At 63.4% G+C, this 19,536-nt stretch carries 15 protein-coding genes and 1 pseudogene; 8 read left to right on the top strand and 8 right to left on the bottom strand.

The genetic code is table 11. From position 1 onward, the window contains the following. The first annotated feature begins 201 nt into the window (after nt 1–201). The 8 genes from LGH82_RS11755 to LGH82_RS11790 all read left to right on the top strand — a co-directional run bounded on the left by LGH82_RS11755 (nt 202) and on the right by LGH82_RS11790 (nt 12,152). On the top strand, nt 202–2,571 hold the full coding sequence (locus LGH82_RS11755; protein ID WP_227348644.1) for a DUF1989 domain-containing protein: 2,370 nt from the start codon (nt 202–204) through the stop codon (nt 2,569–2,571). Between the two features lie 256 nt (nt 2,572–2,827). Further along, the gene (locus tag LGH82_RS11760) at nt 2,828–4,537 is read left to right on the top strand and encodes an APC family permease (RefSeq protein WP_227348645.1); all 1,710 of its coding nucleotides are present in this window, start codon (nt 2,828–2,830) and stop codon (nt 4,535–4,537) included. A gap of 205 nt (nt 4,538–4,742) precedes the next feature. Beyond that, on the top strand, nt 4,743–6,845 hold the full coding sequence (locus tag LGH82_RS11765; RefSeq protein ID WP_227348646.1) for an FAD-dependent oxidoreductase: 2,103 nt from the start codon (nt 4,743–4,745) through the stop codon (nt 6,843–6,845). Nucleotides 6,846–6,853: 8 nt separating this feature from the next. Beyond that, nucleotides 6,854–8,392 (top strand): trimethylamine methyltransferase family protein, encoded by a 1,539-nt coding sequence (locus LGH82_RS11770; RefSeq protein ID WP_227348647.1) that lies wholly within the window; start codon nt 6,854–6,856, stop codon nt 8,390–8,392. Between the two features lie 208 nt (nt 8,393–8,600). Further along, complete coding sequence (locus LGH82_RS11775; RefSeq protein WP_227348648.1) at nt 8,601–9,326, top strand: alpha/beta fold hydrolase; 726 nt, start codon at nt 8,601–8,603, stop codon at nt 9,324–9,326. Then, nucleotides 9,229–10,325 (top strand): IS3 family transposase gene (locus LGH82_RS11780; RefSeq protein ID WP_413771415.1). Its coding sequence is split into 2 segments (ribosomal slippage): nt 9,229–9,450 and nt 9,453–10,325, totalling 1,095 coding nucleotides; the frame shifts between segments, so codons are not numbered across the junction. The genes LGH82_RS11775 and LGH82_RS11780 overlap by 98 nt, the downstream gene beginning before the upstream one ends. A gap of 43 nt (nt 10,326–10,368) precedes the next feature. Next, a complete protein-coding gene (locus LGH82_RS11785; protein WP_227348649.1) occupies nt 10,369–10,659 on the top strand; it encodes an alpha/beta fold hydrolase in 291 nt (96 codons plus the stop codon). After that, nucleotides 10,656–12,152 carry a CapA family protein gene (locus LGH82_RS11790; protein WP_227348650.1) on the top strand — a complete coding sequence of 499 codons (1,497 nt, stop codon included), beginning with the start codon at nt 10,656–10,658 and terminating at the stop codon, nt 12,150–12,152. The genes LGH82_RS11785 and LGH82_RS11790 overlap by 4 nt, the downstream gene beginning before the upstream one ends. On the opposite strand, the gene LGH82_RS11795 is transcribed toward LGH82_RS11790, so the two are convergent. The 8 genes and pseudogenes from LGH82_RS11795 to LGH82_RS11830 form a co-directional block, all read right to left on the bottom strand. Next, nucleotides 12,079–12,759, bottom strand: coding sequence for a TetR/AcrR family transcriptional regulator (locus LGH82_RS11795; RefSeq protein ID WP_227348651.1), 681 nt, complete (start codon nt 12,757–12,759; stop codon nt 12,079–12,081). The two genes, LGH82_RS11790 and LGH82_RS11795, sit on opposite strands and share 74 nt — an antisense overlap. A 161-nt stretch (nt 12,760–12,920) precedes the next feature. Beyond that, complete coding sequence (locus LGH82_RS11800) at nt 12,921–14,483, bottom strand: ABC transporter substrate-binding protein (RefSeq protein ID WP_227348652.1); 1,563 nt, start codon at nt 14,481–14,483, stop codon at nt 12,921–12,923. Between the two features lies 1 nt (nt 14,484). Then, entirely contained in the window at nt 14,485–15,513 is a 1,029-nt protein-coding gene (locus LGH82_RS11805; protein ID WP_227348653.1) for an ABC transporter ATP-binding protein, read from the bottom strand. After that, nucleotides 15,510–16,475, bottom strand: coding sequence for an ABC transporter ATP-binding protein (locus LGH82_RS11810; protein WP_227348654.1), 966 nt, complete (start codon nt 16,473–16,475; stop codon nt 15,510–15,512). Before LGH82_RS11810 ends, LGH82_RS11805 begins: the two co-directional genes overlap by 4 nt. Next, the gene (locus LGH82_RS11815; RefSeq protein WP_227348655.1) at nt 16,472–17,083 is read right to left on the bottom strand and encodes an ABC transporter permease; all 612 of its coding nucleotides are present in this window, start codon (nt 17,081–17,083) and stop codon (nt 16,472–16,474) included. Before LGH82_RS11815 ends, LGH82_RS11810 begins: the two co-directional genes overlap by 4 nt. 58 nt (nt 17,084–17,141) lie before the next feature. Then, a pseudogene (locus LGH82_RS11820) lies at nt 17,142–18,241 on the bottom strand (IS3 family transposase). Beyond that, complete coding sequence (locus tag LGH82_RS11825) at nt 18,144–18,593, bottom strand: hypothetical protein (protein WP_227348656.1); 450 nt, start codon at nt 18,591–18,593, stop codon at nt 18,144–18,146. Before LGH82_RS11825 ends, LGH82_RS11820 begins: the two are co-directional and overlap by 98 nt. Continuing rightward, nucleotides 18,586–19,536: an ABC transporter permease gene (locus tag LGH82_RS11830; RefSeq protein WP_227348657.1), complete on the bottom strand. Its 951-nt coding sequence runs from the start codon at nt 19,534–19,536 to the stop codon at nt 18,586–18,588. The genes LGH82_RS11825 and LGH82_RS11830 overlap by 8 nt, the downstream gene beginning before the upstream one ends.

Consider the following 19,536-nt stretch of genomic DNA (forward strand, 5'->3'; position numbering starts at 1 on the left):
GGCCATGCTGACCAAATGGGCAACCCCACGGAAATTCGCCTTACAATTGCGAAATTCGGCCGAGCTTTTGAATGCAGGCAAAGCCAAACCCGGTCGCTCCGCCTTGCCAAACGCGATCGCACTGCTATTCTTGTCGCTAAAATAATTTCACGTACAGGCAAACTTGTTTCTCGAACCGATGTCTCGAAACGCAAGGCCAAGATGAGCCAGTCGCCCTACCCTGCCGTCGCAGCCGGACCGCCGCGGCCGAGCCTCATCCTGAGGCCCGGCCAGATCGCCATGCCGCCAGGCGTGGAGCGTTATACGATCCAGGGCAATGGCGCGGTGCTCATCGAGGTCGAGGCCGGCGATACGATCACGGTGCGCAATGTCGAGGGCGGTCAGGCCTGCGAGCTGCTGGCCTGGGACAAGGCCGGCGTGACCGATCCCGGCATCCTCGGCGAGACGTCCAACAGCAATGCCGCCGGCATCAAGACGTTGCTGACCGAGGGCGACGACAGCCTCGCGGCACTTCGGCGCGGGCTCGAACGCCGGCAGGTGCAGTTCGATAACGCCAAGGCAGTGCGCGTGTTCGGCGCCGCCACGCCGGCTGGTACGGAACAGGGTTTCACTGTCGCACGCGGCGGCTCGATGGTGATTGCCGTTCCCGGCGGGCCGATGCTGGTCGATGGCCACGATACGGCGACGCCGCTGACGGTCATCGTACGGCGCGCCACGATCCGTCCGGCGGCGAAATCGCAATTGGGCGATCCGATGGCCGATCCCGTACTCGACCTGCGCGTCCACTCGGCGACGGCCGAAGCCTATTTCGTCAAGGCCGGCGACTATCTGCAGATCATTGATGTCGACGGCCGCCAATGCACCGACTTCCAATGCTTTTCGGCGCGCAAGCTCGACAAGGGCCTCGACCATCCGCTCGACGTGACGACGACGCGGACGTTGATGGGCTCAAGCTATCCGATGCCCGGCCTGCATTCGAAATACTATGACCAGGACATGGAGCCGCTGGTCGAGGTGATCCAGGACACATGCGGCCGGCACGATGCGTTCGCGCTCGCTTGCGCGGCCAAATATTATGACGACATCGGCTATCCCGGGCACACCAACTGCTCGGAGAATTTCAACCGCGCGCTGGCCGACAAGGGCGCCAATCCCCGCGCCGGCTGGATGGCGATCAACTTCTTTTTCAACACCGCGATCGATGCCCATGGCGTCATGGTCTCCGACGAGCCTTGGTCACGCCCCGGCGACTATGTGCTGCTCAGGGCACTGACCGACATCGTCTGTGTCTCCTCCGCCTGTCCCGACGACACGACGCCGGCCAATGGCTGGAACCCGACCGACATCCATGTGCGGACCTATTCCGGCCAGCACAAATTCTCGCGAGCGATCGCCAGACGCATGACGCCCGATTCGGAACCCAAGATGACCCGCGAGACAGCCTTTCATTCAAGCTTTGCCAAGCACACCCGCAACTTCGTTGAATACAGAGGCTATTGGCTCGCCAATTCCTTCGCCAAGGAAGGTGCGATCGACGAATACTGGGCCTGCCGGCAGGACGCCGTGATCATGGACCTGTCGCCGCTGCGCAAGTTCGAGGTCACCGGCCCGGACTCGGAGGCGCTGCTGCAATACACGCTTACCCGCGACGTGAAAAAACTCGGCGTCGGCCAGGTCGTATATTCGGCCATGTGCTACGAGCATGGCGGCATGATCGACGACGGTACTCTGCTGCGGCTCGGCAAGGACAATTTCCGCTGGGTCGGTGGCGACGATCTTTCGGGCGAATGGCTGCGCGAGACGGCGCAAAAGCTCGGCCTCAACGTGCTGGTGCGCTCATCCACCGACCAGATGCACAATGTCGCCGTGCAGGGGCCAAAGAGCCGGGACATCCTGAAGGAGGTCATCTGGACCTCGCCATTGCAGCCGTCGATCGACGAGCTGGAATGGTTCCGCTTCGCTGTCGCCCGCATCGGTGGTGGCAACGGTATTCCCGTCGTCGTCTCACGCACCGGCTACACCGGTGAGCTCGGCTACGAAATCTGGTGCCATCCGCGCGACGCCGAAAAGGTGTTCGACGCGATCTGGGAGGCCGGCCAGCCGCACGGGCTGAAGCCGATGGGGTTGCAGGCACTCGACATGGTGCGCATCGAAGCCGGACTGATCTTTGCCGGCTACGAATTCTCGGATCAGACCGACCCGTTCGAGGCCGGCATCGGCTTCACCGTGCCGCTGAAGACCAAGACCGACGACTTCATCGGCCGCGAAGCGCTGATCCGGCGCAAGGAGCATCCGCAGACAAAACTGGTCGGCCTCGACATCGACGCCAATGTCGCGGTCGGCCATGGCGACTGCGTCCATGTCGGCCGCGCCCAGATCGGCGTTGTCACGTCGGGCGTGCGTTCGCCGGTGCTGAACAAGAACATCGCGCTTGCGAGACTTGACGTCACCCATGCCGCTGTCGGTACCGAAGTCGAGATCGGCAAGCTCGACGGCCATGCCAAACGGCTGCCGGCAAGGGTCGTCCCTTTCGCCCATTACGATCCGCAAAAGACCCGGCCGCGCTCCTGACCGCCGCTTTTTTTGGGCACGTGGAACTGGCCGTCGGCGTTACCGCCGGACGCATTGTCGTTCACATTCGCAAGCGTGATGTGCACGGCACTACAAATCGCTTGACGTGAAAGCGCGCCGGATCAATCTTCACTCCTAAGAAAAAAATACGACTGAGTGGAAACACTCCGGTCGCACAGATCATAGACCGGGGAGCAAGCTTCGCGAAGCCGAGGCATCGCCGGCGGGGAACATCAAAAAAGGGGAACACAGACACATGAGCTCTATAAGCACTGCCTTGGAGCAGCCTGCGGAAAGCAAGCTGCATCGCAATATCGACTGGCGCGGCGCCTTCTGGGTGGCAAGCGGCGTCCCTGCCCTCGTCCTGTTTTCGATCGGCGGCATTGCCGGCACGACCGGAAAACTGGCTTTCCTGATCTGGACCGTTTCCATGATCATGGGCTTCCTGCAATCCTTCACCTATGCGGAAATCGCCGGCCTGTTCCCCAACAAGTCCGGTGGTGCCTCTATCTACGGCGCCACCGCCTGGTTGCGCTATTCGAAATTCATCGCGCCGCTTTCGGTCTGGTGCAACTGGTTCGCCTGGTCGCCTGTGCTCTCGCTCGGTTGCTCGATCGCCGCCGCCTACATCCTCAACGCGCTGGTACCGATGCCGTTCTTTACCGAGACGTCACCGGACGTCATCGCCTATATCGCGGCCCATGCGGGAACGAGTGCCGCCGACGCTGTTGTAGCGGTTACCGCCGCCGCCACACCGGCGATCCGCAACTGGACGCTGTTCAGCCACACACTGGGCCCGGTCTCCTTCACGCTGAACGCAACCTTCTTCATCGGCGCGGTGCTGATGCTGATCATCTTTTCCATCCAGCATCGCGGCATTCTGGGTACGGCCAGTGTCCAGAAATACATCGGGATGCTGGTCATCATCCCGATGCTGATCGTCGGCGTGGTGCCAATCATCACCGGCCAGATCAACTGGGCGAATTTCTCGCCGCTGGTGCCGCTCGCTGCCGCCTACGCCCCTGAGCCCGGCACGTGGAACATCGCCGGCTGGACGCTCGCTCTTGGCGGCATGTTCATCGCGGCATGGTCGACCTACGGTTTTGAGACCGCCGTCTGCTACACGTCCGAGTTCAAGAACCCGGGCACCGACACGTTCAAGGCGATCTTCTATTCCGGCCTGCTGTGCATGCTGCTTTTCATCCTGGTGCCGTTCACCTTCCAGGGCGTGCTCGGACTGAATGGAATGCTGGCCACCCCGATCGTCGACGGCTCGGGTGTTGCCGATGCACTGGCCGGCATGGTCGGCGGCGGACAGCTCATCCATAGCCTTCTGGTGATGCTGATGATCCTGGCACTGGTGCTGTGCATCATGACGGCCATGGCCGGGTCCTCGCGCACACTCTATCAAGGCTCGGTTGACGGCTGGCTGCCGCGCTATCTGAGCCACGTCAACGAGCATGGCGCGCCGACCCGCGCCATGTGGACCGACCTCGGTTTCAACCTGATCGTGCTGGCCATTGCCTCGGCCGACGCGACGAGCTTCTTCTTCATCCTCGCCGTGTCGAACTGCGGCTACATCATCTTCAACTTCCTCAACCTCAACGCCGGCTGGATCCACCGCATCGACAACGGCCATATCGCGCGGCCATGGAAGGCACCAAGCTGGCTGCTCGGCGTCGGCGCGATCTTCGCCTACGTCAACGCGATCTTCATGGGCGCCGGCGCCAAGGTTTGGAATCCGATGGCGCTATGGGCGGGGCTGATCACAGCCGCCTTGATCATCCCGGTGTTCTGCTACCGACATTACGTCCAGGACGGTGGCAAATTCCCCGCCCATATGCTGGCGGATCTCGGCATGACGTCGTCGGACCTAGCGGTCAAGAAGGCGGGCATCCTACCCTATCTGACGCTGATCGCCGGCGTCGCCGTGATGCTCATCGCCAACTGGCTGTTCGTCATCTGACCGCCCCGAGAAGATCGAGCGCGCCCTGACGCGCTCGACCCACACCAGATAGTCTCCCTGAAGTTGGACCCACCCCGATGTCGTCGTGGTGGGTTCTCTTTTTTCAGACCAATCGCCAGCACCAACGCATGGGCCATTGCGTTCCGTCACGGGCGCGAATATGCTTGTTGTACGATCGTTCAACAAGCATATTCGCGAAGCCCTCATGACATGTAATCCCCGCTACCAAATCCTGTTCGAACCGATGCGGATCGGGCCTGTCACGGCGCCGAACCGTTTCTATCAAGTGCCCCATGCAAGCGGCATGACGAACGCGCTGCCCCGGGTCCGTGCCGCCTTTCGCGAAGCCAAGGCCGAGGGCGGATGGGGCGTGATCTGCACCGGCGCCTGTTCGATCGACCCCACTTCGGACGACACGCCGCTGCCCTTCGCGACCCTATGGGACGACAACGACATCCGCGCGCATGCGCTGATGACGGAAGCGGTGCACCGCCACGGTTCGCTTGCCGGCGTGGAACTGTGGCACGGCGGCGCGTCGGTGATGAACAGGACAAGCCGCTTGCCGCCGCTGTCGCCATCCGGGATTCCATGGATGGCCACCCATGTCGGCTTCATGGGCAATATGCGGCCGAAGACGATGGACAAGGCCGACATACGCGAGGTTTTACGATGCCAGGCCGAAGCGGCGCGCAAGGCGCGAACGGCCGGCTTCGACGTCGTCTACGTCTATGCCGGCATGGGCTATCTCGGCTACGAATTCCTGCTGCCGGAATACAATCACCGCGTCGACGAATATGGCGGATCGATCGAAAACCGTGTGCGCTTCGTGCGCGAGATGATCGAGGTCACCAAGGACGCCGTGGGCAAGGATTGCGGCGTCGCGCTGCGGGTAAGCCTTGAGGAACTGCGCGGCAGGCCCGGCCGCAACCAGCCCTCGGAGGCGCACGAACTGATCGAACTGCTGGCCGATCTCCCGGACCTGTTCGACGTCAAGATGGATTCCAGTCCGACGGACTGTTCGGCGTCGCGCTTCACCGGCGAAGGCAGCCACGAGCCGGTGATCGACTTCGTCAAATCGCTGACCAGGAAGCCGGTGGTCGGCGTCGGGCGCTTCACCTCTCCCGACACCATGGTCTCGCAGATCAAGCGCGGCGTGCTGGACTTCATCGGCGGCGCGCGGCCCTCGATCGCCGATCCGTTCCTGCCGGCCAAGATCCGCGAAGGCCGAGAGGCTGAAATCCGCGAATGCATCGGCTGCAACATCTGTATTTCGAGCTGGCATGACGGCGTGCCGGTGCGCTGCACCCAGAACCCGACCGCCGGCGAGGAATGGCGGCGCGGCTGGCATCCCGAACGCGTCGAGCGCGCCGACAAACCCCAGCGGATCCTGATTGTCGGCGGCGGACCTGCCGGGCTCGAATGCGCTGTAACCCTTGGCCGGCGCGGCCATGAGGTGACGCTCGCCGATAGCAGCCGGTCCTTCGGCGGGCGGCTGACCTTCGAGAAGACGCTGCCCGGCCTCTCGGCCTGGAACCGCGTCGTCGACTACCGGCTCGGGCGTCTGGGCGAGATGAGCAACGTCTCGCTCTATCCCGAGAGTTCGCTGGGCGTGGACGAGATCCTCGACCTGGCGCCGGATCGCGTGGTGCTGGCGACCGGCGCGCGCTGGACGAACATGCTCTATTCCTCGCTGGAGATTCCGGTCGGCCGGCTCGACCATCCGAATGTGTTCACCCCGGACGACATCGCCGCTGGCCGGCTTCCCGAAGGGCCGACGCTCGTCTTCGATTTCGACAATTATTATATGGGCGGCGTTCTTACCGAGCATCTGGCCGCGCAGGGCATTCCGGTCAGCTATGTAACCCCCGCTGGTCAGGCGTCCGCATGGACGATCATGACAAACGAGCTGCCGCTGGTGCACCGCGCGCTGGCGCGACGCAAGGTGGCGGTGACGACGCTCCATTTGCTGAAAGCCTTCGACGGCGAAACGGCGACGCTGGCGCATCTCTTTACCAGCGAGGAGACCCGCGTGGCCTGCCGCTCGGTGCTGATCGTCGGGTTGAGGTTGCCGCGCGGTGAGCTCTTCGACGCCCTGACGGAGCGGGCCGACGAAGTTGCCGCCGCCGGCATCGGCGGCGTCGACCGCATCGGCGACACGTTGGCCCCCGGCGCCATCGCTCATGCTGTTCACAGCGGCCACAAGCTTGCCCAGGAGATCGGCGCGAATGTCCGCTGGCAGCCCTATCGCCGCGACACGCCGATCGTCGATGCGGTCGAGAATTTCGATATGCGGACGGCAGCTGAATAGGAGGGTTTATGGAACGCATCGCGGCACGTCGCAGACCCGGCCGTCCACAGCGCGAGATCGGCGGCATCGCGCAGCGTCCGTGGAAGCAGCTGACGCGACCCTACCAGCCAATCGAAATCCTGTCGGCCGACCAGGTCCAGACGATCCACGAGATGGGTCTCACCATCCTCGAAGAGATCGGCATGCGGGTGCTGCAGCAGCAGGCGCGGCAGTTCTATCGCTCGGCGGGCTGCGACGTCGACGAAGGTCAGATGCGGGTGCGCTTCGATCGCGCCATGGTGATGGAGCGCGTCGCGATGGCGCCGTCGTCGTTCGAGCTGCGCGCACGCAATCCGGAGAAGAACGTCAAGGTCGGCGGGCGGCACTGCATCCTGTCGTCGGTCGGCGGTCCCGCCTATGTCATGGATAATGATCGCGGCCGCCGGCCCGGCACCTATACCGAGATGTGCGATTACCTGAAGCTCATCCAGTCGTTCAACGTGCTGCACCAGGAAGGCGGCGGGCCTTTCGAACCACTCGACCTGCATCAGAACACACGCCATCTCGACCTCTACTATGCCGAGATCACTTTGCTCGACAAGAACTGGCAGCCGCAGGCGCTCGGCCGTGGCCGCGCCATCGACGCGCTGGAAATGGTGGCGATTTCACTGGGCACCACGCGCGAAAACCTGGTCAACGAAATGCCGGTGTTCACCGGCATCATCAACACCAATTCGCCGCTGCAACTGGACGAGCCGATGGCCGAAGGGCTGATCGCGCTGGCCGAACATGGCCAGGTCAATGTCATCACGCCATTCACGCTGGCCGGCGCGATGAGCCCGGTGACGCTTGCCGGCGCGCTGTCGCAACAGCATGCCGAGGCGCTCGCCGGCATCGTGCTGACGCAGATCGTACGACCCGGCGTGCCGGTCATGTATGGCGGCTTCACGTCCAATGTAGACATGAAGACCGGCGCGCCGGCCTTCGGCACGCCTGAGTACACACAGGCCGCGCAGATCACCGGCCAGCTCTGCCGGCTGATCGGCGTGCCATTCCGGTCCAGCAATGTGACCGCCGCCAATTCGGTCGACGCGCAGGCGGCCTATGAAAGCGCCATGTCGCTGTGGGGCTGCCTGATGGGTGGCGCCAATCTGGTGCTGCATGCGGCCGGCTGGCTCGGCGGGGGTTTGACGGCATCGTTCGAGAAACTGGTCATCGACGCCGAGATGCTGCAGATGATGTCGGCCTATTTCGACCCGCCCGTGGTCGACATTGACACGCTGGCCCTGGAAGCCGTGCGCGAGGTCGGCCCAGCCGGGCATTTCTTCGGCGCCGCGCACACGATGCAGCGCTACGAGCAGGCCTTCTATTCGCCGCTGGTCTCCAACTGGGACAATTACGACACATGGATGGAACGCGGCCAGGTGACGGCGCGCGAGCGCGCCAATGTCATCTGGAAGCGCATGGTCGCCGAATACGAGCAGCCGCCGATCGATCCCGGCGTCGACGAAGCGCTGCGCGACTATATGGAGCGCCGCAAGCGAGAGGGTGGTTGCCCGCTCAATTGATCGAGTTCGCAGGACGCGGCATCGCCTCCGAGACCTCCAGATAGCAGCGGGATTTTCGAGTAGAACATGGTCATCGCCATCGAGCCCCTGATCGGGGAGGAAGGCGGCGAAGAATGCGTCATGCTCGAGACGCAGGTGATCATATCCAGGATGGCTCCGTCCGCATGGACAGCGATCCCCGGGAGGACGAGCGACAATGGAGATTGCAATGCCCTTTCACACCGGTTCCTCGGCCTCGATCCACTACGAGCAGACAGGATCAGGGCCCGACATCATCTGGGTGGGCGGCGGCGGCGCCCGGGGGCAGGATTGGCAGCGCTTCCAGACACCGCATTTCGCCCCTCGATTCCGCAGCACGGTTTTCGACAATCGTGGCATCGGCAGGACGGCCTGTACCGCGCCGCTACCCTGGCCGATCGCCGATTTCGCCCGCGACGTTGCCGAGCTCGTCAAGGGCGTGTGCGACGGTCCGGTGGTGTTCATCGGCTCGTCGCTGGGCTCGGCGATCGTTCAGGAAGTCGCTATCGATCATCCCGAACTGGTCAAATGCGCGATCGTGATGGGCACCGGCGCATGGAGCACCGGCTGGGGCTGGGACTACCAGGCGGCCGAGATCGAGTTCCGGCGGCGCGGCGGCAATCTCGACGGCATGATGGGCGTCGCTCACTATGCCAGCATGCTCTATCCGGCGCGGGCTCTCGGAGACCGCGTTCTTTGGCCCAAACTGAAGTGGACTTGCCCCGAAAAAGTGGAGAGTTTCCTTCTGATGAAAGGCGACCTCGATGACGAAACAGAGACAGTTTACGGATGCGTTCAAGGCGGAGGCGGTTGGCCTTGTGCGAACGAGCGGTCGGACGAAGCGGCAGATCGCGGAGGATCTTGGTGTTGGTTTCTCGACGCTGACGCGATGGATGGGTCGGCAGCTGGATCGTGAGATGGGCGATCCTGGGCGTCCGCCTGATGCTGATGTCGCCGCTGAATTGAAACGGCTGCGGCGGGAGAATGAAATCCTTCGGCAGGAGCGGGATATCTTGAAACGGGCGACGGCTTTTTTCGTCAAGGAGGGAAGTCGGTGAGGTTCGCGCTCATCGACCAGGCGAAGAAGGATTTCCCTGTGGACCGTTTGTGCGCGACGCTGGGTGTCAGCCCGAGCGGCTACTTTGCCTGGGGGCGCCGGCCGGCGTGCCGCCGGCAGCGCGACGACATGATAATGCTGGCGCATGTGCGATCGTCGTTCGCGCTGTCGAACGGAACCTATGGTAGCCCGCGCATGACGCGGGAACTGCAAGACAATGGCTTTGCCATTGGCCGGCGACGAACGGCGCGTCTGATGCGGGAGAATGGCCTCCAGGCAAGACAGAAGCGGCGGTTCAAGCGCACGACGGACAGCGAACACGCCTTTCCGGTTGCCCCCAATGTCATCGACCAGGATTTTGCCGCCACTGGTCCCAACCAGAAATGGGGTGCCGACATCTCCTACATCTGGACGCGGGAGGGCTGGTTGTACCTTGCTGTCGTCATCGATCTGTTTGCCCGCAAGGTCGTTGGCTGGGCTGCTGGCAACCGGCTACACCGCAGCCTGGCTCTGGCAGCGCTCAACAAGGCGTTCGTCATGCGGCAGCCGGAACCCGGCCTCATTCACCACTCCGACCGCGGCAGCCAATATTGTTCTATCGACTACCAAGCCGAATTGCGTGCCGCCGGCGTCATCATCTCAATGTCAGGCAAGGGCAATTGCTTTGATAACGCCATGGTCGAAACATTCTTCAAGACGCTGAAAACTGAACTGATCTGGCGCACCTCTTTCCTTACCCGCGCCGATGCCCAAGCCGCCATTGCCCGATATATCGACGGCTTCTACAATCCCATCCGGCGGCATTCCGCGCTCGACTACATCAGCCCGATGCAGTTCGAGCGAAACGCCGCCGAATGAGCAACCCGCTCTCCACTTTACCGAAGCAAGTCCAAAGGAGCTCATGCTGGAGTGGATCGATTCGGGCGAGAACGAGAGCTCGCTCGTCTCGCAGTGGGATGCGTCGCTGCGGTTCGACCAGCGCGACCGCCTGCCGTCGGTGCGCGTCCCGGTCCATGTCATCGCTTTCGCCGAGGACGTGCAGGCGCCGCCGCAGGACGGCGAGGAACTGGCGGGCCTTGTCCCGAACGCGGAGTTTCACCTGCTGGAGGGGATGGGGCATGGATCGTGGTACGGCCACGCCCATGAGGAATTGAACGCTTATCTCGAAACAATCCTGCGCCGCTACGCATGAACAGGCCGGCGCATGACGACCCCATCGATGCCGACCCCGGCCTTCGGGGTTCGTTCGCCGCGCCCCGCCGTCCGCCTGAGATCGAGTTGCGGATCGGCATCTCGGGACCATTCAGCCTGGCGCTGGCGGGGGATTGCATCGCTTCGCGCCCGATCACCCGGTTGCGCGATCGGCTGCCGGGTTTCGCGGCAGTGATGGATTTGCTCCATCAAACGGATGTCTGCTGCGGCAACCTGGAGACGTCCATCGTCGATATCGACGCCTTCACCGGCCATCCCTACTGCTGGGACGGCAATTGGCCACTGCTCGGCGAGCCGGCCGTGGCGAATGATCTCGCGGCGCTGGGCTTCGACATGTTCGCACGCGCCAACAACCATGCTCTTGACTGGGGCCTGGAGGGCATGCGCGAAACGTCTGATCGACTGGATGCCGCCGGACTCGTGCATGCCGGCGCCGGCCAGAACCTCGGGCTCGCCCGCCGCACTCGCCATTTCGAAGCTCCGCAGGGCCGCATCGGCCTTGTCTCCGTGGCAACCACCTATCGACCGACCTCCGAGGCCCTGCGGCCGCTTGGCGCGACCCCCGGCCGGCCGGGGGTCAGCGCGTTGCGCCTGCGCCAGATCGACATCCTGACCGATGACGAGATGAAGATGCTTCGTGGATTGAGGCCGCAAAGCGGCCCCGTCGAGGACACGGATGCCTTCAGCCTGTTCGGACGCCGTTTCGAAGCCGGCGCCGCGCGCGGCTACCGCCACGAGATGGACCCGAGCGATCTGGCGGATTGCCTGCTAAACGTCCGGCAGGGCAAGCAGGGCTCCGACTTTCTGATCGTCATGGTCCATTCCCACGAGACCGGGCGCGACGGCTATCCGGAACCGCCTTCTCCGTTCCTGAAGGAGCTTGCCCGCGCAGCTATCGATGCCGGCGCCGACACGATCTGCGTCAGCGGCATCCATCATCCAGGGCCGGTCGATCTCTATCGTGGCCGGCCGATCTTCTACGGTCTTGGCAATTTCATCTGGAGCGACCTGCAGGAATTCCTGCCGTCCGAATTGTACGACCTCAACCGCGACCTGATGAACGACGCATTCGCGGCGCCGCGCAAGGCTACGGCCGCCGACCTCAACGGCGTGATCAACGCGCGGCATTTCGCGCAACAAGAGGTGTTCGAGACGATCCTGCCGGTGGTCCGTTTCGACGGCGCCGAACTGGCGGAGATCGTACTTCATCCGATCGAGCTCGGCCATGGCGATCCGCTGACGCTGAGCGGCGTTCCGTGGCTCGCCGAAGGCGGACAGGCGGACCGGATCCTGCGTAGGATCCGCGATGCCTCCGCCAGCTTTGGATGCGAGCACGAGATCCAGATCGTCGATGGCACAGGCATCCTGCGCCCCACGCCGGCATTGCGGTTCCCGATATCTAACCCTTGCGCAACGGCCCGACCCGCGCTTCCAGCATCTCGAAGCCGGCGGCTTCGGCGCCTTCCGGAGTGACGACGGTCGCGTCGAGGCACCATTCGAGCCATAGGCCGTCGACCAGCGCGATAAAGTTGCGGGCGAGCGCGGGAGCATCGACCTCCCTGCCGCGCGACCGGGCGACGGCGGCGATGTCCTCCGCCAGCTCGGCCCGATAGGCATTGTAGAGCTCGCTATGAGCTGCCTGGAGACGTGGGTTCACCGCGATCTCGCCCCACAGCGACAACCAGATCAGCAAGTTTGCGCGGCTGAAGTAGACCGGCGAGAAGTTGGAGCGCACCAGCGCCACCAGCGCCTCCTCCGGCGGCCAGTCGGCATTCGTCACGCGCCGCTGGCGCGCTTCGACGATGTGAGCATTGACGCTTGCATAGAGCGACGATTTGTAGACCTCGATCAGGAGGCTATCGAGACTGTCGAAATGATGGTTGATCAGGCCGCGAGAAACGCCGGCCTCCTTGCAGATGCGATCGACGGTGAAGGCGCCAATGCCGCCGACCGACAGGCAGCGCGCCGCCGCCTCGATCAACATCGCGCGGCGCACATCCGCCTGCTCTCGACTGAAGCGCGGCGGAGCCTTCTTCGCGCCGCGCTTGCGCTTGCCACTCTCTGCTTGGGCTTCCGTCATGGAAACCAGCTAAACGATCGTGCCGTTCCTGTCCACATGGAGCCCGTCCCATCCCGATGACACCGGGATGGGACTCTATCTGCTTGTTTGACCATGACCTTATCCGAAAACCGGTCCCCACTGTTCGTTACGCGGACCTTCGGTTCGGGATCATGGTCTGGTCATGCCTTCTTCTTGAACAGCACCGGGTTGGGGTGGCCGTCGGGATAGATGACCGACTCGAAATCCGTCTTGTGGATGACGACCAGCGGCTGGTGGCAGATGAAGACGAAGCCACCGGATTGCTCCATCAGGTCTTCCATGCGGTTGGATAGCGTGATGCGCTTGGCTTCGTCGCTTTCCGCTACCAGCTGCTGGTAGCTCGTCTCGAACTCGGAACTGTCGAAGCCGGACCAGTTGTAGGCGCCGATCTGATCGGGGCGGAACCAGACCAGATTTTCGGACGGGTCGACGCCGCCGGCGAAATCCATCAACGCGAGATCGATGTTCTTGTAGCCGTCGCCCTGCGTCTTGTCGCCGACGCCCCAGAACGCCGCCTCGTCGTAGGGCTGGATATCGACTTTGATGCCGGCCTGCTCAAGGCTGGCCTGGATGATCTGGGCGGTCGCGGTGCGAATGGAATCGTTCATCACGGTCAAGGTCAGCGATAGGCCGCTGGCGCCGGCCTCGGCCAGCAGCGCGGCTGATTTCTCGTAATCCGGCGCCGCGATCAGATTGCTGGCGCGCGCAAATTTGGTGCCGGGCTGGACGACACCGGTCGAGCGCTTGGTGAGATCGTCATAGACGCCCGTGAGGATCTGCCCGACATCGACGCCGTACTGCACGGCCTGGCGGACTTTTGGATCCTTGAGGCGCGGGCTCAGCATGTTGATGGTCAGCCAGACGTAGCGGGTCGACTGGGCCTCGATCAGGGTGGTGTCGGCGGGCGGGCTGGCCTTGACCGCCTTGGTCGCCGAAATGGCGATCTTGGTGTAGTCGAAGGCCTCGGCCTCATAGGCCAGTTGCGCGGCCTGGTCGTCGGCAACCACATAGATCTCGACCTTGCCGAAATCCGGCTTCGGGCCCGGCCAGTCCGGGTTGGCGGTCAGCGTCACCTTCTGCTTCTGCTGCCAGTCGCTGAAGATATAGGGACCGCAGCTGGCAGGCGGCTGGGTGGTGAATTTGCCGCCGGCCTTCTCCGTGCCGGCGCGGCTGATGATGTGCCCGCCATAGTAAGGCAGGCTGGTCACGAAGATCGGCTGGTATGGCTCCTTCAGGTGGATGATGCCCGATCTGGCGTCGACGACCTCGACGCGGTCGAGCTTTTCGAACTGGTAGGCCCAGGGCGATGACAGTGTCTTGTCGGCGATACGCTCGAACGAGAATTTCACGTCATCAGCCGTGACCGCGCCAAAGCCGTTCGACCATTTCAGCCCGTCGATCAAGGTGAAGGCGATGGTCTTCGGATCTTTCTGCTCGAGCTTTTCAGCTCCCCAGGGCGCCCAGGGCGAACCTTTCTGGATATCGCCGAAATGGTTGAGGGTGACATAGATGCCGCGCATGATGACATCCTCGATGGCGCCGTTCATGAAGGCCGGATCGAGCGTCTGCAGATCGCCTTCCATGCGGATGCGCAGCGTATCGCCGACCGCCGACCAGGCGAAGCCGGGCTTCATCGCCAGGCCGGCGCCGAGCGCGCCGGCCGCCTTCAGAAAGGCACGTCTGTCCATGTTCCATCGTGTCATGTCAGTTTCCCCTTTGGTTTGCGGAAGCGCGTGAGAAGGCTTCCCGTTGTTGCCCGCCGGTCTCCAGCGGGAAATGGCAGCGCACCATGCGGCCGGCGCCAAGCTCTCGATAGGCTGGCGCCTCGACCTTGCAGCGGTCCCGCGCGATCGGGCAGCGTGTGTGGAACTCGCAGCCCGAGGGCCGCCGGAACACGCTGGGGATCTCGCCACTGACGGGAGGATTTTGACTGCGCCGGCGCGGATCGGGTACCGGTTCGGACCGGATCAGAGTCGCCGTGTAGGGATGCATGGGAGCGGAGAACACGTCCTGCGTCGGTCCCGTCTCGACCAGCCGACCGAGATACATGATGGCGAGCCGATCGCTGACATGGCGGATCATCGCCAGATTGTGGGTGACGATCATGGCGGCGAAGCCGAGCTCGCGCTTCAGCTCGCCGATGAGATTGAGCACATCGCCCTGCACGGACACATCGAGGCCGGCGGTCGGCTCGTCGGCAAGCAGCAGATGCGGTTTCATCGCCAGCGCCCGGGCGACGCCGACACGGCGTGCCTGCCCGCCGGAGAGCTCGTGCGGAAAGCGGTCGACAAAAGATGCCGGCAGGCCGACCAGCGCCAGCAGCGCCTTGGCCGCGGCGCGGCGATCCGGCATTGGCACGCCCTGGATGATCTGCGGCTCTGTCAGCAGCGTGCCGATGCGCAGCCGGGGGCTGAGCGAAGCCACCGGATCCTGGAACATCATCGCCGAGTGCCGGCGCATGGCGCGGAAATCGGCCGGCGTCGCAACGCCCCTGCCCTCGAAAGTGATCCGCCCAGCCGCCGCGCGCACGAGGCCAAGGATGGTGCGCGCAAGCGTGGTCTTGCCGGAGCCGGATTCGCCGACCAGGCCCAGTGTCTCGCCCGGCATCAGCGACAGCGTCACGCCATCGATGACGTTGAAGCTCGGCAGCGGGAATGGGTTGATCACCCGGTTCAGCAAACCCCTTCGGGCAAAGGTCACCGACAGGTCTTCAACAGTGAGCAGCGGGTTCATGGCGCCACCGCATGGCAGCGCGCGACATGCGTGTGGGAAAGCTTCGCCAGCGGCGGTGCGACAGAGCCGCATGGCGAAAAGACACGGTCGCAGCGCGGTGCATAAACACATCCGGACGGTGGATGGGTCAGGCTGGGCAGCGTGCCGGGGATGGTCGGCAGTCTGTCCAGCCTTTCGTGGAAGCGGGCCGGATCGCAGGCGAGCAAGGCTTGCGTGTAGGGATGCCTCGCATCGTGGAAGATCGCGTCGACCTCGCCGCCCTCGACCACCTCGCCGGCATACATGACATAAACCCTGTCGCAGAGTTCGGCGATGACGCCGAGATGGTGCGAAACGACGATGATGATGCCGTTGTATTCGCGCCTTAGTTCGCGCAGCAAATGGATGATCTGCGCTTCCATGGTGACATCGAGCGCCGTTGTCGGCTCGTCGGCGATCAGCAGCCCGGGATCGGTCAGCAAGGCAGCGGCGATGGCGACGCGCTGGCGCATGCCGCCGGACAGTTCGTGCGGATAGCAATTCATCCGCCGTTCGGCGTCCGCGATACCGACGCGGCCGAGCATCACGGCAATCCGCGCGCGCTTCTGCGCTCGACCAAGATCCTTGCGGTGGTGCTGGAAGTCGACGAGCTGGTCGCCGATGGTCAGCACCGGATTGAAGGCTGTCATCGGATCCTGGCCGACCAGGGCGATCTCGTCGCCGCGCAACAGGCGCTGGCGGTGGGCGTCGAGCTTTGCCAGATCGACGCCATTATAGGAAATGGAGCCCTCGACACGGGCGTTGCCCGGCAACAGGTTTGCCAGGGCGGTGACCAGCGTGGACTTGCCACAGCCGCTCTCGCCGACGATGCCGATCACTTCGCCGGGATGCGCTTCGATGTCGACATGGCGCAGTGCGTGCACACTGCCATGCGGCGTCTCGTAGCGGACGCTGAGATCGCGGGCCGTGAGCGAGCCGGTCATGCCGGCCTCCGCACTTGCAGGCGCGGATCGAGATAATCGCGCAGCCCTTCGCCAAGGAATGTGAAGCCGAGCGTTGCCAACACCAGCGGCAACCCACCGAAGATCACCATGAAGGGTGCCGAGCGGATGCTGGTATAGCCGTCATAGAGTATCGAGCCCCAGGATGGAGTCGGCGGGCGGACCCCAAGGCCAAGGAAGCTCAGCCCGGCCTCGACCATGATGACGACCGGAATGTCCATCGACAGCAGGATGATCAGCGGACCGACGACGTTGGGCAGAAGATGGATGAAGATGATGCGCGCGGCACTGGCGTCGAGAAGGCGCTCGGCGAGGATGTAGTCGCTGTTCTTCAAAGCCAGTGTCTGCGCTCGGATCAGCCGCGCATAGCTCGGGAACGAGGTCGCGGCGATGACGACGATCAGCGTTCCGGTTCCGGTGCCGAGCACGGTGATGATGGCGAGCGCGAACATGATCATCGGCAGCGAGTTCAGGCTGTCGAACATCAGCACCAGGATGGCGTCGAGCCAGCGCGGCCCGTAGCCGGCGATCAGCCCGAGCATCAGGCCAATCGCGCCGGCAATGGCCACTGACAGCATGGCGATCATCATCGCCGTGCGCGCGCCATAGATGATTGGACTTGCTTCGGTAAAGTGGAGAGCGGGTTGCTCATTCGGCGGCGTTTCGCTCGAACTGCATCGGGCTGATGTAGTCGAGCGCGGAATGCCGCCGGATGGGATTGTAGAAGCCGTCGATATATCGGGCAATGGCGGCTTGGGCATCGGCGCGGGTAAGGAAAGAGGTGCGCCAGATCAGTTCAGTTTTCAGCGTCTTGAAGAATGTTTCGACCATGGCGTTATCAAAGCAATTGCCCTTGCCTGACATTGAGATGATGACGCCGGCGGCACGCAATTCGGCTTGGTAGTCGATAGAACAATATTGGCTGCCGCGGTCGGAGTGGTGAATGAGGCCGGGTTCCGGCTGCCGCATGACGAACGCCTTGTTGAGCGCTGCCAGAGCCAGGCTGCGGTGTAGCCGGTTGCCAGCAGCCCAGCCAACGACCTTGCGGGCAAACAGATCGATGACGACAGCAAGGTACAACCCAGCCCTCCCGCGTCCAGATGTAGGAGATGTCGGCACCCCATTTCTGGTTGGGACCAGTGGCGGCAAAATCCTGGTCGATGACATTGGGGGCAACCGGAAAGGCGTGTTCGCTGTCCGTCGTGCGCTTGAACCGCCGCTTCTGTCTTGCCTGGAGGCCATTCTCCCGCATCAGACGCGCCGTTCGTCGCCGGCCAATGGCAAAGCCATTGTCTTGCAGTTCCCGCGTCATGCGCGGGCTACCATAGGTTCCGTTCGACAGCGCGAACGACGATCGCACATGCGCCAGCATTATCATGTCGTCGCGCTGCCGGCGGCACGCCGGCCGGCGCCCCCAGGCAAAGTAGCCGCTCGGGCTGACACCCAGCGTCGCGCACAAAAACGGTCCACAGGGAAATCCTTCTTCGCCTGGTCGATGAGCGCGAACCTCACCGACTTCCCTCCTTGACGAAAAAAGCCGTCGCCCGTTTCAAGATATCCCGCTCCTGCCGAAGGATTTCATTCTCCCGCCGCAGCCGTTTCAATTCAGCGGCGACATCAGCATCAGGCGGACGCCCAGGATCGCCCATCTCACGATCCAGCTGCCGACCCATCCATCGCGTCAGCGTCGAGAAACCAACACCAAGATCCTCCGCGATCTGCCGCTTCGTCCGACCGCTCGTTCGCACAAGGCCAACCGCCTCCGCCTTGAACGCATCCGTAAACTGTCTCTGTTTCGTCATCGAGGTCGCCTTTCATCAGAAGGAAACTCTCCACTTTTTCGGGGCAAGTCCAGATGCGGGACAGCAGGTCACGCCCGAGATGGTCGGTGCCGAACCAGTGCTCGGTGGATGGCGGCTGCAGCTTGTGCAGCACGTCTATCTTGACCGGCGAATAGGGGGCCAGCCACGGCGCGAAGACGGCTGTCATGATGAAGCTGGTGACGAGGATCAGGGCCACGCAGGTGAACGGATCGGCGAGCAGCGCGCGCAGCAGCGGAAACCGTTGCCGGTGCAAAACGGGGAGCGATACCTCAGCCACGGAAGACATCACGAACCCTCGGATCGAGCCGCGCGATCAGGAGATCGGCGGTTATGGTGATGGAGACGTAGATGGCGGTCATGATGAGCACCGTGCCCATGACGACAGGATAGTTGCGGGTATTGACGGCGTCGGTGATCAGCTTGCCGATGCCGGGCCGGGCAAACACCGCCTCGACGAAGACGGCGCTGGAGAGGATGCTGCCGAGGCCCACGGCGACCAGCGAGATGGTCGGGATGATGGCGATGCGCAGTGCGTATTTGGAGACGATCTTCCACTCCGGCAGGCCGAAGGAGCGCGCGGTGCGGATGTGCGGCTCGCCCATCACCTCCATCATCGAGGCGCGCACCATGCGGGCGATGTAGCCGATCCAGCCAAGCGCGATGGCCGCCGCCGGCATCACCAGCGCCTTGGCCTGGCTGACAATGTCGCCGGCCTCGCCCGCGCCTATGGCCGGCAGCCAGCGCAGCGTCACCGCAAAGAGCAGCAGCGAATAGATGGCGACAACGAAGGAGGGCACGGCGATGACGCCGACGGAGAGCACGCCGATGACGGCATCGGCCAAGGTGCCACGCCGCATGACCGAAAGGCAGCCGAGCGGAACGCCGATGAGAAGGGCAACAGTGAGCGCGGTCAGGCCGAGGACCAGCGTGTTCGGCAGCGCCTCCATGACCAGCGTTGAGACCGGCCGGTTCGACCAGACATCGTAGCCAAGATTGCCGGTCAGCGCATTGCGGAAGAATTCGACGATCTGCCACCAGACCGGCTGGTCGAGGCCCATGCGCTCGATCAGCAGCCTCTTGAGTTCCGGCGTGGCACGCGGACCAAGCGCGACGCTTGCCGGGTCGCCCGGCACCAGAAAGACGGCCGCATACATGGCGACCATGACGAGCACGAGGATCAGGAGGCCGAGACCGATGCGCTTGATTGCGTAGGTGAGCAT

This window comes from Mesorhizobium sp. PAMC28654 (genome assembly GCF_020616515.1).
Taxonomy (GTDB): domain Bacteria; phylum Pseudomonadota; class Alphaproteobacteria; order Rhizobiales; family Rhizobiaceae; genus Mesorhizobium.